Source organism: Arthrobacter sp. B2I5 (assembly GCF_030816735.1).
Lineage (GTDB): Bacteria > Actinomycetota > Actinomycetes > Actinomycetales > Micrococcaceae > Arthrobacter.
This window is the reverse complement of sequence record NZ_JAUSYF010000001.1, coordinates 3,747,730-3,761,368: the sequence shown is the minus strand read 5'-3', so window position 1 is coordinate 3,761,368 and position 13,639 is coordinate 3,747,730. Positions and strand designations below refer to the sequence as shown.

Here is a 13,639-nt window from a genome sequence, read left to right as displayed (position 1 = left end):
CCATAGTTGCTCCATCACTTATGGTCCCTAACCTGCTGGAATAGGAACCATAAGTGATGGAGCATCCGGCGGTTTGGATAGGGTTGGAGGCATGCCTTCCTTCCAGACCCGCCTCAAAATCACCGGGCTGCGGCCGGGCAATCCGCCCGAGTCCGTGATGGACGCGGCCGTCGAGGCGCTGGGCACCCGCCACCACGTGGAGGCACACCAGCTCCAGATCGCCGGCGGCGTCCCGCAGCTGAACCTGCGCTTCCTCGTCGAAGCCAGCGAGTACAGCGGCGAGAACCGCCAGGCGGTGGAGTCGGCAGCCATGATGCGCGACGCCGTCGAACGCGTTGCGCTGACAGGCTCGCTCAGCGTGCTGCGGCGCAGCCGCGGCAAGTGGCTGCCCGTCTAGCCTTCGCCGGGGAGGGAATCGGGTTCATCCACCACCGGTGACCGGTTGCCGCGCCGCCGGGTGACGATGATGCCCACGACGGCGCCGATCACCAGGCCCACGGCCACACCGATCAGCGAACTCGCCCAGAACGGCAGCTTGGTGGCCGAACCCGTGAAGTAGCCCAACCCCACCAGCCAGCACGCCCACAGGACTGCGCCCAATCCGGCACAGAGGCTGAAGCCCCGGACGGAGACGTTGGCGATGCCGGAGGCGGCCGACGTGGCCAGCCTGCCGCCCGGGATGAACCGGGCCCCGATGATGGTGCCGTAGGTGGACGAACGGCCTGCCTTGGCCAGTGCCGCATGGATACCGGAATGGACGCGGCGGCCCCATTTCCAGCGGTCCAGCACGTGGCTCAGCCGCCGCCGGAAGAGGTGGAACACCACCATGTCGCCCAGCCACGACGCCAGGGCGGCGAGGATGAGGACCAGGAACACGTTGGCCCGCCCGTCCGCGGACAGCGCGCCGCCCGTGATCACCACCATTTCCGACGGGATGGGCGGAAAAATGGCATCGCCGAGGACCACCGGGATGACCCAGAAATAGAGGGCCGTCCCCCAGCTGTCAACGCTGCCGAAGTCCATTGCCTCAACGTACCGCACTTGGGAAACTGGCGGCATGCGGGTCTCGGTTCTGCAGGGTGACATTACGGAGCGGCGCGTTGACGTGCTGGTGAACGCCGCGAATGCGTCGCTGTTGGGCGGCGGGGGAGTGGACGGCGCTTTGCACCGGGCGGCCGGGCCGGAGCTGCTGGCCGCGTGCCGGGAACTGCGGGCAACGCAGCTGCCCCATGGCCTCCAGACCGGGGCCGCCGTGGCAACACCGGCTTTCCGGCTGCCGGCCCGCTGGGTGATCCACACGGTGGGACCCAACCGCCACGCGGGCCAAACCAACCGCGCGCTCCTGGTGTCCTGCTTCAGCGAAAGCCTGCGGCTGGCAGACAGCCTGGCGGCGGGAACGCTTGCCTTTCCGGCGGTGGGAGCCGGTGCCTACGGCTGGCCGGCTGCGGCGGTGGCGCAAGCAGCGCTGGACGCGGTTGTGGGCTTCCGGGCCACGCATCCGGCGAGCAGGCTGGAGTTGGTGGAGTTCGTGCTGCACACCGGGGAGGCGGAGACAGTGTTCAGGGACGTGCTGGAGCCGCTTCGCTAAGTTCCAGGCTGCTGCGGTACTCCACCGGGCTGCCGGAGACCGGATCCACGAACCGGATGCCGCGGGCCAGGAGCTGCAGGGGTTTGGCGTAGTTGTCCGGTGCCTTGTCCAGCAGGTCGGGGTAGAAGGCGTCGTTCACGATTCCCAGCCCCAGCGAGGCCATATGAACCCGGAGCTGGTGGGTCTTTCCGGTGTGCGGTTCCAGCCGGTACCTGGCCAGGCGCTGCCCGGCGCCGTCGGCACCTGCCGCAGGCACGCCGTCGAACGTTTCCAGCCGCTCAATCCTGGTTTCCGCGTTCGGCTCGCCGTCAATGACCTCGGCCAGCAGGTAGCTGCGGGACTTGGTCATCCGGTTGCGGACCACCACGGGAAATTCGACGGCGGGGTACCCCGGCGCGGGCTCGGCGGCCGACACGCACTCGTACTCCTTCTGCACCTGCCGCTTCTCGAACAGCACCTGGTACTTGCCGCGGGTGGCCGGGTTGGTGGAGAAGAGCAGGACGCCCGCGGTCATCCGGTCCAGCCGGTGCATGGGGATCAGGTCCGGCAGGCCCAGTCGGTTCCGCAGCCGAACCAGGGCCGACTCCTGAATGTAGGTGCCGCCCGGCGTGGTGGGCAGGAAGTGAGGCTTGTCCACCACCAGCAGGTTGCTGTCCTGGTGGAGGATGCTGATGTCCACGGGCAGCCGCGTCTCCGGCGGCAGGGTGCGGTAGTACCAAATGAAGGTGTGGTCTTCGAGCTTGGTGTGCCGGCTTAGGGGTACGCCGCCCTCGCCAACGATCTCGCCGGCGTCGAACCTGTCCTCGATGCCCTGCGGATCGATGTGCCCCCAGCGGGTGCATCATGTAGTCCATTGCGGTGTCCCACGGCCCCTCTTCCGGGAGGCGCAGGCGGGTGGCGTTGACGCCGTCGCGCACGGGGAGGGGGGATTGCATCACCGGTCCATTCTACCGGCGCCTGTGTGGGCCGCTCCCGCCAGGGGTTGCAGCCGCCGAATCGTGGGAAAGCGTCCAGTTTGCCGGAACGTTCCGGCGATCCCGGCGCTTTCCGGCGGGTCCGCTTCCGACGATAAAAAAGTTCTTGACAATAAAAGTTGTCGGTTGCCACACTGGAGGCATGCAGGACATCGCAGTCATCGAGGACCCGGCCGCAGCCGAGGTATCCCTGGATCCCATCCGCACCCGGATCCTGCGGGAGCTGGTCCAGCCGGCCTCCGCCACGCAGTTGGCGGTCCGGGTGGGACTGCCCCGGCAGAAGGTGAACTACCACCTCAAGACGCTGGAGCGGCACGGGCTGGTGGAGCTGGTGGAGGAACGCCGCAAGGGCAACGTGACCGAGCGGGTCCTGCAGGCTACGGCAGCCTCCTACCTCATCTCACCCTCAGCGCTGAACGAAGTTTCCCCGGATCCGCGCCGGTTCGCCGACCGCTTCTCCGCCTTCTGGCTGCTGGCGCTCGCCGGCCGGATGGTGCAGGAGGTGGGGAAGCTGATTGCCGGCGCCGCCGCTGCCCGGCAGAAGCTGGCCACCTTCGCCATCGACGGTGAGATCACCTTCCGCACCGCCGCCGACCGGGCGGCCTTCGCAGAGGAGCTCGGCACCGAGGTCACCCGGCTGGTGGACAAGTATCACGACGGCGGGACGTCACCAAAGGGGCGGCGGCACCGGCTCGTCGTGGCGCTGCACCCTGCACTCAAAGAGACCAGTGCCCTCAAGGCAACCCATGAATTTCAACCAGGCAACGAATCCCACCCAGGCAAGGAGCAGGACAAATGACCGACAACCGCAACTTCGAAATCGACTACGACACGGAGCTCCCCGGCACTCCCGAACGGGTGTGGGAAGCGGTGACCAAGGGAACGCCCGGGTGGATGTTCCCCACGGACCAGTGGCCGGACGTCAAGACGGTGGAGGACTACCCGCACCACCTGGTCTCCCGGATGGACGGGCCGGACGGCTGGTTCAACCAGCTGGAACACGTGCTGGAACCGCTCGAAGGCGGCAGGGCCCGGCTGCACTACGTCCACAGCGGCATCTTCGCGGACAACTGGGACCAGCAGTACGACGGCGCCAGCCGCCACACCGAGTTCTACCTGCACACGCTGGGCCAATACCTGCAGTACTTCGACGGCAGGCCGGTGGTGTTTACGGACATCCAGGCGCCGTCGGCCTCCCAGGCCCCGGACGGCTTCATGCGGCTCCGTGAAGCACTGGGCGTCAGTTCCGCCGGGCAGGGGGCTCAGGTGGATGTGGAGCTCGACGGCGTAGGCCGGCTTGCGGGCGAGGTGGACTTTTCGAACGAGCACTTCCTGGGCCTGCGCGCAGCGGATGCCCTCTATCGGTTCTTCGGCCGCAACGCCTTCGGCGCCCCTGTGGGCATGACCGTCCACGACTTCAGCGGCGCCGGTGACTCCGAAACCACGGCCAAGGCCTGGGTCGGCTTCCTGGAGCGCGTGTACGCGTAAAGTGCGCTGGGGCGCAGCGACGCGCAAAATACTGATCGACCCGGGAAATACCTGGCGCGGTGGAATGTCCGCCGCGCCAGGTATTTTTGCATGCCGTGCTCGAACATGCGCCTCGAAAAGCGGTGGCGTCAGGCGGCCCAGCCGCGGGCTATCGCGTCCAGGGCGGAGTTGTAGGCGCCGGACCAGTCGGCTTCCGGCGGCCCTACCTGCGCCAGTTCGAGGCTCACAAGGCCGTGCACTTGGCCCCAGATGGCGATGGCCACCATTTCCACCGGTTCACTCCTCAGCGTGCCCGCGACTTGGGCCGCAGCCACGGCCTCCATCAGGGGATCCATCGCGCCCGCGGTGACTTCAGGGCTCGGCTCGCAATCCACGTAGGCGGCGAGGGCTCCGCCGAACATCAGCCGGTAGAGCGCCCTGTGCTCCAATGCCCATGTCCGGTAGGCGGCCCCAAGTCCCTGCAGCCCATCCGGGGCTGCCGCCACTTGCGAGTCCCGGAAGGAGCGGAACCCATCCTCCACTACGGCAGTGAGGAGCTGCGACTTGCCGCCGAAGAGGGAGTAGACGGCCGTGGTGGAAGTTCCCACGGCAGACGCCACGTCCCGCAGCGTCACCTTGGCCGGTCCATCCCGGTCCACCAGCTCTGCGGTCACCGTGAGCAGTTCCTGCCGCAGGGAATCGTTATGGATCACAGGTCTTGCCATGCGCTCCATTGTTTCATAACCTTGTTTCATAACAGTGTTACGAAACTATTTGTACAACCCAAGGAGCTTCCCATGGCGCAAGGTGTCTTTCCCGGCCGCTACACCGCAGATCCCGGCCGGGACTCTGTGACGGTCTTCCTGATCGGCATGCGGGCCAACAGGTGGTGGAGGCTGGGAACGGTCGGCAAGGTGGCAAGCGCCATGCCCCGGATGCTCCAGCACTTAGCGGGGGACCCGGCGTCGGGAATGCTGGGGTACCAGCAGTGGTTTGGCCGGACCACCATGCTGCTCAGCTACTGGGAAAGCCCGGAACATCTGCGGAAATTCGCCGCCGACCGGGAATCCCCCCACCTTGAACCCTGGCGGCGGTTCATGAAGGAGACTGCCGGAAGCGGAGATGTCGGCGTGTGGCACGAGACCTACCAGGTGCCTGTTACCGGAATTGAAGTCATTTACAACGGGATGCCGCTCTTTGGCCTGGCCAAAGCGACGGCCCATGTTCGGGTGGGAGCCGGGACCAATACTGCCACGCAGCGGATGGGCCGGTTTGGCAGTCACCCGGCACCGGTCAGGCAATAGCCACGTCGGGGGCCTTCTTGAGGCTCCGGCGCAGTTGCGGGGCGGCGTCGAGCCGGTTCTGGGCTGCCCTCAAGGCCAACACTGCGGCTTCCAGCTTGTCCGGCGGCAGCGTAAACGGCACGCGAAGATACCGTTCGAACGCGCCGCCGATTCCAAACCGTGGCCCCGCCGCCAGCCGGATGCCGAAGTCCGGGGCAATGACCGTCAGGGCAGTGCTGGTGGGGCCGGGCAGCCTGCACCACGCGGACAGGCCCCCGGACGGGTAGAGGGTTTCCCACGCCGGGAGGTGACCCGCGAGGAGTTCCAGCAGGACTGCCCGGTTCTCGCGGAGTCCAGCGAGGCGGGCCGGGAGCGGCTCGTCCAGGGCACGGACCAGATGGGCTGCCGCAAGCTGCTCCATGACGGGGCCGCCCAGGTCCAAGGATGTCCTGGCGGCTGCAAACCGCTGGATCATGTCCCCTGATGCACGGATCCAGCCGGTCCGCAGGCCGCCCCAATGGGACTTGCTGAGCGTGCCGATGGTCACCACCGCAGGGCTGAACGCTGCCACCGGAGTTGTGGGAGCGCCGTCGAGGTTCAGTTCCCGCAGGGTCTCGTCCACCACCAGGATGGTACCGGCGACAGCAGCCGCCTTCACCAGCTCGCGGCGCTGGCTGTCCGGCATGAGCTGGCCGGTGGGGTTGTGGAAGTCCGGCACCACATAGGCCATTTTGGGCCGCTGCTGCACTAGTGCGGCCTTGAGCCCCTGCATGTCCCAGGCCACGGTGGCCAGGTTGCCTGTCCTGCTGGCATCTGCGGGTTGAAGGACGTGAGGAGGTGCGAATGCCACGGGCACTGCACGGCACCCCGCGGCACGGATCGCATCCAGTGCGTTCGGATAGCTCGGATGTTCCACCAGCACCTTGTCCTGCCGGCCGGTCAGGGCGCGAAGGATAATGTTCAGGGCGTGCTGGGCACCGGAGGTTACCAGTACCTGGTCTGGGGTGGTGGGCACGCCTGCAGCCATGTAGCGTGCCGCGACTGCTTCGCGCAGGGGGAGCAGGCCCATGGCGTCGTAACCGAACCCGGGCAAAAGCGCCGGAAGTTCGGTCAGGGCCGCCGCGAAGGCCCGGTGGACCAATTCGCCACTGGCGGGCAGGGACGAATAAGCCAGGTCGATCAAACCCTCCGGCGCTGCCAGCCCGGGCGCTGCCAGTCCCAACTCGCCGGGGCCCGGCGCGTCGGCTACTGCCGCCGCCTTTCCCTGCCGGGACCGCCCCGGGTTGCCATTCAGTGGGCCACGAAGCATCATGGTGCCCGCCGCCGTCGTGCGCGGAATCCTGGTGCGGCTCCTGCTGCCCTGTCCGCTGCTTAGGAAACCCTGTTCGCGGAGGTGGCCATAGGCTGCCGTTACCGTGGTCCGGCTGACGCCCAGGGCTGCGGAAAGGGCACGTTCGCTGGGCAGCGCCGTGTCCAGGGCTACCCGGCCGTCCAGCACCAGGAGGCGGACGACGTCGGCGAGCTCCCGGTAGGCGGGCGACGTCCCGGGATTCCAGGTGCCAAGGAGGCGCGCAAGTGCCGATGCGGGGAGGGAAGACATCAGGCCAGTATCTCAAACTGGCTATGTATTCCAATGCCAGTTGCGTGGAATGGTTGTCTGCATGATGACCCGCAGACTCCTCCAGCTCTTCACCGGCCTTGCCATGTACGGCATATCCCTCGCCATGTTCATCCGTGCGGACCTCGGCCTGGATCCCTGGGATGTGTTCCACCAGGGCTTGGCCAACCGGACCGGCCTGAGCATCGGCGTGGTGGTCATCATCGTGAGTTTCCTGGTCTTGCTGCTGTGGATTCCGCTGAGGCAGTGGCCCGGCTTCGGAACGTTGTGCAACGCGGTGCTCGTGGGAGTGTTTGCCGACGTTGGACTGGCGCTCATCCCGCCGGTGTCCCAGCCCGCAGGCCAGTTTGCGCTCCTGGGCGGCGCCATTGTGCTTAATGGCATCGCTTCCGCGTGCTACATCGGGGCGCGTTTCGGACCAGGGGCGCGGGACGGGCTGATGACCGGGCTGGCCCGGCGCACCGGGTGGTCAGTACGGATGTCGCGCACGCTCATTGAGGTGTGCGTCCTGGCCATCGGCTGGCTGCTGGGTGGTTCGGTGGGCGTGGGCACCGTGGTCTATGCGTTGGCCATCGGTCCTTTGGTCCATGTGCTGCTGCCGCGCTTCATGGTTCCCGCCTCCCCGCCGAAGACCGCCGCCGGGGCCACTGCCGTCAAGGCTCCGGAACACTGTGCCTGAACAAGCCTGTGCCTGAACAGGTCAAGCCCTGAACAGGTCAAGCCCTGAACAGGTCAAGCCCTGAACGGATCTGGCCCTGAACGGATCAAGCCGGCGCGGGCTGGCACTTCGGGCAGAAATAGATGTCGCGTTCCTCCTCGCCGTTCGGTTTGCCCAAAAGTCCGCGCTGGATGGGGGTGCCGCATTTCAGGCACGGCTGGCGCTCCCGGCCGTACACCCAGTAGCCGGGCCTGCCCGCCATCCTGCCCACCGGCATGCCGCGGGCGTTGAGGATGGTCACGCGGCGTCCCGGCCCAAGGTTGACCTCCAAAAGCTGTTTGGCGTCGCTCATCAGGGTCCGCACGTCCGCGACCCCGGAAACAGGAGTAGCGGGATGGACTGCGGACAGGAAACATGCCTCGCAACGGTAAATGTTGCCGATGCCCGCGAGGTTCCGCTGGTCCAGGAGCGCAACTCCCACCGGCACCTCGGGCTGGGAGCGGACCCGGCGTTCCGCCTCGTCAAGGTCCCAGTCCGGGCCCAGGAGGTCCGGCCCGAGGAATCCCACGATGGAGTCCTCGTTGGCGGTAGGCACCACTTCCACAATGCCCAGGGAGAAGCCGACGGCGTCGGCCGCGGCGGTGCGCAGCACGCACCGGGCGGTGAAACCGGGCTTCCGCCACCGTCCGCCGGGCGGATAGACCTGCCAGGCGCCTTCCATCTTCAGATGTGAGTGGATGGTCAGCCTCTTGTCCTCCGGGCCGACCACCCGCATCAGCAGGTGCTTGCCCCGGGGGATTACCTCGTCGACGGTCCAGCCGGCCAGGTTCAGCGTGGCGAACCGGGGCACCCGGAAATCGGATGCCAGCAACGTCTGTCCGGCCAGGGCCTGATGCAGCTGGCGGGCGGCCCGCCAGACGGAATCGCCCTCAGGCACGGATCCTCAATCCCTTCGGAGTGGAGTAGGCGCCGGCGGCGCTGAGGGCCGCAGCGACCGGGGTGTCCAGGATGCCCTGCCCGTTCACTTTCTCCATGATCAGCTTGTCCACGGCTCCCCGGGTCACAACACCCGCCAGCGCCGCCCCCGCAGCCGCGAGGACGGCCTCGTCATCACTGAACGACAGCAGTGTCTTTCCGCCCCGCTCCACATAGAGGACCAACGCACCGTCCACCAGGACAACCAGCGCACCGGCTTTCCGGCCGGGGCGGTGACCCGTTCCGGCGTCGTCCTGCAGTGCGGGCCAGGGGAGGGCCGCACCATAGGGGTTGGCGGGATCGGTGGCGGCGAGTGCCAGGGCCACCGGTTCCGCCTTGGCCAGTTGCGTGTCTTCCGAGTAGGAGCGCAGCCGGTCCACGGTGGCGGGAACGGCGAACTGGGCGGCGCCCAGGTGTTCGATGAAGTAACCGCGGCGGCAGCGGCCGGCCTCCTCCAGCCGGGCCAGCACCTTGTACATGAGGCCGAAGCCGCCCAGGATCTGTTCGGCCATGACAGAGCCCCTGGTGACCACGCCGTAGCGGTCCAGCAGGAGTTCCGCGGTGGCCCGGGCATGGATGGTGGGATCGAGTTCAGGCTCGGGAAGCGCGGACCAGCGGCCGGCGGCTGTGGGCGGGGTGGCGGCACCCTGCGGTCCGTACCTGCCCCCGGCCAGTCCCGGGGACCCCATCAGGCCGGTGCCGTGGGAACGTCCCAGCCGGCTCAGACGCGGCGCCCGGGCACGCGGTGCCCGGGCCACCTGCCGGTGGGCGGTGTGGCCCCCGGCGATCAATGACCGCACCGGGGCGAAAGTGTCCCCGGTGATCCTACCGGCCCACGCGAGGTCCCACAGCGCAGCCACCACTTCCTGGTCACCCAGGACGGCGTCCATGCCGCCCGCCACTTCGGTCAGCTGGCGGAAGAAATACCCGCCGCCGTTGTTCCGCAGGTGGTCCAGGAGCCGCTGGCCGGCGTCCCCCGGTTCGAACCCGGGAGCCGGGTTGAGCGTCAGTTCCGCCGAATCCGCCAGGTGCAGGCTGATCCAGCCGTCGTTTCCGGGAAGCGCTCCTGCCCCGGACCAGATCACTTCACCTGCGGCCATCAGTTCATCCAGCATGGCGGGCTGGTAGTTCGACACCCGGGTGGCCAGCACCAGGGGCTCCCACGCCGAGGCAGGAACGGGCACCCCGGAGAGCTGGTCGATGGCGGTGATGATGCCGTCCAGCCCCCGAAGGGAGGGCTGGCCGCGGCCGCCGCCGGGAGTCCTGACATGCTGCCACGCAGGCAGGAAGCGTCCGTAGGCGGCGGCATCCACCGGCTCCACTTCCGCGCGGAGGGCGGCCAGCGAACGACGGCGGAGCTTGCGCAGTACCTCGGCATCGCACCATTCACTGGAAACAATGTGCGGAACATCGGAGGCAGGAGAACCGGCTGCAGGTCTTTCCGCTGGATGTGGTCCGGGCGGTTCTCCCGTATCAAGCGAGGCGTCCCGGTCACCGTTGGAATCCGGCTCTGCGGCCTCCGGCGGGGCCTCCGGTGGTGCGGCATGCGGCCGGAACTCACCCTCCACCACACGTCCATCCGCTGCCAGGCGTTTCAGGGCCGTACCCACCACGGCCACACCGAGGCCCAGCCGGGCGGCAGCCTCGGCTGCGGTAAAGGGCCCATGCGTCCGCGCATACCGGGAAACGAGATCGCCCAGGGGATCGGCCACTGGCTCGATGAAAGCCAGCGGAACTCCCATGGGCAGGGGAACACCAATGGCGTCGCGGAGGCGGGCTGCGTCCTCCACCGCGGCGAAGCGTTCCACCCCGCCGATGTTGACTTTGATGGCGCGGTTGGCGCGCTGAAGCGCGGCCAGGTGCACCACCGCCTCTTCCACGGTGGCGGCAGACTCGACCGGCGCGGTTTCATCGGGCCCGGCCTCGACGGCTCCATGCGCGAGATCCTGCCCAACTCCACCGGCATCGTGCCCAACCACCGCCGCACCCTGGAGCCGCGCCGCCGTCTCCTCGGGCGCAAGCGGACCCAGCAGCCGCAGGAGGTCGGCTACGCCTTCCATCCCCCGTGCCCGCCGGTCCGGCGCCAGTCGCTGCAGCTCGCGTTCGGTGGCCTCAATGACCTTGGCATCCAGGAGCTCGCGCAGCTCCACCCGGCCCAGCAACTCGTTCAGGAGGGTGGAGTCCAGGGCCAGGGCGGCGGCCCGCCGTTCCGCGAGCGGGGAGTCGCCCTCGTAGAGGAACTGCGCAACGTAACCGAAGAGGAGGGACTTGGCGAAGGGCGAGGGCTGCTGGGTGGTGGTCTGGACAATCCGCAGTTCCCGCCGTTCCACGGACGCGGCAATGTCCTTCAACGCGGGCAGGTCGTAGACGTCCTGGAGGCATTCGCGCACCGTTTCCAGCACGATGGGGAACGTGGGGTACTTCCTGGCCACGTCCAGGAGCTGGGCCGACCGCTGGCGCTGCTGCCACAGCGGCTGCCGTTTCCCGGGGGTCTGGCGGGGCAGCAGGAGCGCGCGGGCGGCGCATTCCCGGAACCGCGAGGCGAACAGGGCGCTGCCGCCCACCTCGGCCGTAACGATCTGCTCAAGATCCTCGGGATCGAAGAGGAACAGCTCGGCGCCGGGCGGCTCGTCCTCCATCATGGGCACCCGGAGGACGATGCCGTCGTCCGCTGCCATGGCGGAGCCGTCCAGCCCGTAGCGCTGGTGCAGCCGTTGCCCCACGGCCAGTGCCCACGGCGCGTGCACGGGCATGCCGAAGGGACTGTGCAGGATGACGCGCCAGTCGCCCAGTTCGTCGTGGAACCGCTCCACCACCAGGGTGGTGTCACTGGGAACCACTTCCGTGGCCTGCTTCTGCTCGCTGAGGTACTGGATGAGGTTGTTGGCGGCAAAGTCGTCAAGCCCGCTGGCCTTGCAGCGCTCGATGGCAGGGCCGGCGTCGGACGCCGACAATTCGCGGACAAACGCACCCAGGGCACGGCCCAGGTCCACCGGCCGTCCCAGCGAATCGCCCTTCCAGAACGGCAGCTTGCCGGGCTGCCCGAACGCGGGGGATACCAGGACGCGGTCGTGGGTGATGTCCTCGATCTTCCAGCTGGTGGCCCCCAGGGCGAACACGTCCCCAACCCGGGACTCGTAGACCATTTCTTCGTCCAGCTCGCCCACCCGCCGGCCGCCCTTTGGTGCGCGTGCCGGTTTGCCGTCCTCGGAGGGGGAGGCGGAGCCCTCCTGTTCGGTGCCGATGATGTAGACGCCGAACAGGCCGCGGTCCGGGATGGTGCCGCCGGATGTGACGGCAAGGCGTTGGGCTCCGGGCCGTCCCTCGATGGTGCCGGCATTCCGGTCCCAGATGATGCGGGGCCGGAGTTCGGCGAATTCGTCTGACGGGTACCGCCCTGCCAGCAGGTCGAGGGTGGCCTCGAACGCTGACCGGGGGAGCGAGGCAAAAGGGGCCGAGCGCCGGACGGTGCTGAACCATTCCTCCACGTCGATGCTGCCCAGGGCGGTTGCAGCAACGGTCTGCTGGGCCAGGATGTCCAGTGGGTTTGCCGGGATGCTGAGCCGTTCAATCTTGCCGTCCAGCATCCGTTCCACGGTGATGGCCGTGTGGACCAGGTCTGCCCGGTGCTTGGGGAACAGGACGCCCTGGGAAATCTCGCCCACCTGGTGCCCGGCGCGGCCCACCCGCTGCAGCCCACTGGCCACGGACGGCGGGGACTCCACCTGCACCACCAGGTCCACGGCACCCATGTCGATGCCCAGTTCCAGGGACGACGTGGCCACGACGCACCGCAGCCGCCCGGACTTGAGGTCGTCCTCGATGAGGGCCCGCTGGTCCTTGGAGACTGAGCCGTGATGGGCTCGGGCCAGCACCGGATCGGCGCCGGCGGAGCTCCCCGCCTGGGCCATCATGTGTGCAGGGGTGGCAGTGGAAGCGGGAATGCCCGACGGCGGTCCCCCCGGTGTGCCGGCAGCACCGGCCTGCCCCTCCGGACCGGGATCGTCCCAGCCGCCGCCCACGGCAACCAGTTGGCGTTCGGCATAGATCTCGTTGAGCCGTGCAGTAAGGCGTTCGGCAAGCCGCCGGGAGTTGGCGAAGACGATGGTGGACTGGTTGGCCAGCACCAGGTCCACGATCTTTTCCTCCACGTGCGGCCAGATGGAAGCCTGCGGCTGCAGCCCGGACGCGGGGCCGGAATCGAACGCCCCGGCCGCTCCCTGCAGGTCCGACATGTCCTCCACCGGCACCGAGACCGTGAGGTCCCAGTTCTTTCTGGCCGGCGGCGCCACGATCTCGACGGGGGCCGAACCGGCAAGGAACTGGGCCACGAGTTCCCGGGGCTCCACAGTGGCGGAAAGCCCGATGCGCTGCGCTGGTTTGGGCAGCAGCGCATCCAGCCGCTCCAGGGACACGGCAAGGTGGGCCCCGCGCTTGGTCCCGGCCACGGCGTGGACCTCGTCAATGATGATCGTGTCCACCTCGGCAAGGGTTTCGCGGGCCTTCGAGGTGAGCATGAGGAACAGGGACTCGGGGGTGGTGATGAGGATGTCCGGCGGGTTGGTCAGAAGCGCGCGGCGGTCGCCCGCGGGAGTGTCCCCGGACCGGACCCCCACCGTGATCAGCGGCGCGGGAAGTTCCAGCCGCTTTGCCGTCTGGGTGATGCCGATCAGCGGGGAGCGCAGGTTCCGTTCAACGTCAACGCCCAGGGCCTTAAGTGGCGAAATGTAGAGGACACGGGTCTTGCGTTTGGGCGCCCGGACCCGCTTGCCTTTCACCGATGCCTCAGCAGCGGCGGGGTCAGGGGCGCGGGATGCCGAGACCAGGAGCCTGTCCAGGGCCCAGAGGAAGGCTGCGAGGGTCTTCCCCGAACCGGTTGGGGCCACCACCAGCGCATGCGACCCCGAGGAGATGGCGTTCCAGGCGCCTGCCTGCGCAGGTGTGGGCTCCGAAAACGCGCCCAGGAACCAGTCCCTGGTGGGCCGGCTGAATTGGCCCATTGAGGCGGCCGCGCCGGAGACACTGCTGCCGGCAGGACGCTGTTCCTGGTTCATGCCTCCATCATGCCCCAAGGCA

At 68.1% G+C, this 13,639-nt stretch carries 11 protein-coding genes and 1 pseudogene; 6 read left to right on the top strand and 6 right to left on the bottom strand.

The window, feature by feature from the left end; genetic code table 11:
• Positions 1-91 precede the first annotated feature (91 nt).
• Positions 92-397 (top strand): hypothetical protein, encoded by a 306-nt coding sequence (locus tag QFZ60_RS17380; RefSeq protein ID WP_141158180.1) that lies wholly within the window; start codon positions 92-94, stop codon positions 395-397.
• Here the strand turns inward: QFZ60_RS17380 and QFZ60_RS17375 are convergent.
• Entirely contained in the window at positions 394-1,023 is a 630-nt protein-coding gene (locus QFZ60_RS17375; protein WP_307092094.1) for a DedA family protein, read from the bottom strand. The two genes, QFZ60_RS17380 and QFZ60_RS17375, sit on opposite strands and share 4 nt — an antisense overlap.
• Before the next feature lie 34 nt (positions 1,024-1,057).
• Between QFZ60_RS17375 and QFZ60_RS17370 the strand changes: the two genes are divergently transcribed.
• The gene (locus QFZ60_RS17370; RefSeq protein ID WP_307092092.1) at positions 1,058-1,588 is read left to right on the top strand and encodes an O-acetyl-ADP-ribose deacetylase; all 531 of its coding nucleotides are present in this window, start codon (positions 1,058-1,060) and stop codon (positions 1,586-1,588) included.
• On the opposite strand, the pseudogene QFZ60_RS17365 reads toward QFZ60_RS17370, so the two are convergent.
• A pseudogene (locus tag QFZ60_RS17365) lies at positions 1,560-2,523 on the bottom strand (RluA family pseudouridine synthase). The gene QFZ60_RS17370 and the pseudogene QFZ60_RS17365 overlap by 29 nt on opposite strands.
• 181 nt (positions 2,524-2,704) lie before the next feature.
• On the opposite strand from QFZ60_RS17365, the gene QFZ60_RS17360 reads away from it, so the two are divergent.
• Positions 2,705-3,361 (top strand): helix-turn-helix domain-containing protein, encoded by a 657-nt coding sequence (locus tag QFZ60_RS17360; protein WP_307092090.1) that lies wholly within the window; start codon positions 2,705-2,707, stop codon positions 3,359-3,361.
• Positions 3,358-4,050 carry an SRPBCC domain-containing protein gene (locus tag QFZ60_RS17355; RefSeq protein ID WP_307092088.1) on the top strand — a complete coding sequence of 231 codons (693 nt, stop codon included), beginning with the start codon at positions 3,358-3,360 and terminating at the stop codon, positions 4,048-4,050. Before QFZ60_RS17360 ends, QFZ60_RS17355 begins: the two co-directional genes overlap by 4 nt.
• Positions 4,051-4,178: 128 nt before the next feature.
• On the opposite strand, the gene QFZ60_RS17350 is transcribed toward QFZ60_RS17355, so the two are convergent.
• Positions 4,179-4,754: a TetR/AcrR family transcriptional regulator gene (locus QFZ60_RS17350; protein ID WP_307092086.1), complete on the bottom strand. Its 576-nt coding sequence runs from the start codon at positions 4,752-4,754 to the stop codon at positions 4,179-4,181.
• A gap of 72 nt (positions 4,755-4,826) precedes the next feature.
• Here QFZ60_RS17350 and QFZ60_RS17345 point away from each other — a divergent pair, with 72 nt between their 5' ends.
• Complete coding sequence (locus QFZ60_RS17345; protein ID WP_307092085.1) at positions 4,827-5,333, top strand: DUF4188 domain-containing protein; 507 nt, start codon at positions 4,827-4,829, stop codon at positions 5,331-5,333.
• Here QFZ60_RS17345 and QFZ60_RS17340 read toward each other — a convergent pair.
• Entirely contained in the window at positions 5,323-6,912 is a 1,590-nt protein-coding gene (locus QFZ60_RS17340) for a PLP-dependent aminotransferase family protein (RefSeq protein ID WP_373427692.1), read from the bottom strand. The genes QFZ60_RS17345 and QFZ60_RS17340 overlap by 11 nt on opposite strands.
• 61 nt (positions 6,913-6,973) lie before the next feature.
• Between QFZ60_RS17340 and QFZ60_RS17335 the strand changes: the two genes are divergently transcribed.
• Positions 6,974-7,609, top strand: coding sequence for a YitT family protein (locus QFZ60_RS17335; RefSeq protein WP_307092083.1), 636 nt, complete (start codon positions 6,974-6,976; stop codon positions 7,607-7,609).
• Between the two features lie 85 nt (positions 7,610-7,694).
• Here QFZ60_RS17335 and QFZ60_RS17330 read toward each other — a convergent pair whose 3' ends face one another.
• Positions 7,695-8,525 carry an Fpg/Nei family DNA glycosylase gene (locus tag QFZ60_RS17330; RefSeq protein ID WP_307092082.1) on the bottom strand — a complete coding sequence of 277 codons (831 nt, stop codon included), beginning with the start codon at positions 8,523-8,525 and terminating at the stop codon, positions 7,695-7,697.
• On the bottom strand, positions 8,518-13,617 hold the full coding sequence (locus QFZ60_RS17325; protein WP_307092081.1) for a DNA glycosylase AlkZ-like family protein: 5,100 nt from the start codon (positions 13,615-13,617) through the stop codon (positions 8,518-8,520). Before QFZ60_RS17325 ends, QFZ60_RS17330 begins: the two co-directional genes overlap by 8 nt.
• Positions 13,618-13,639 lie beyond the last annotated feature (22 nt).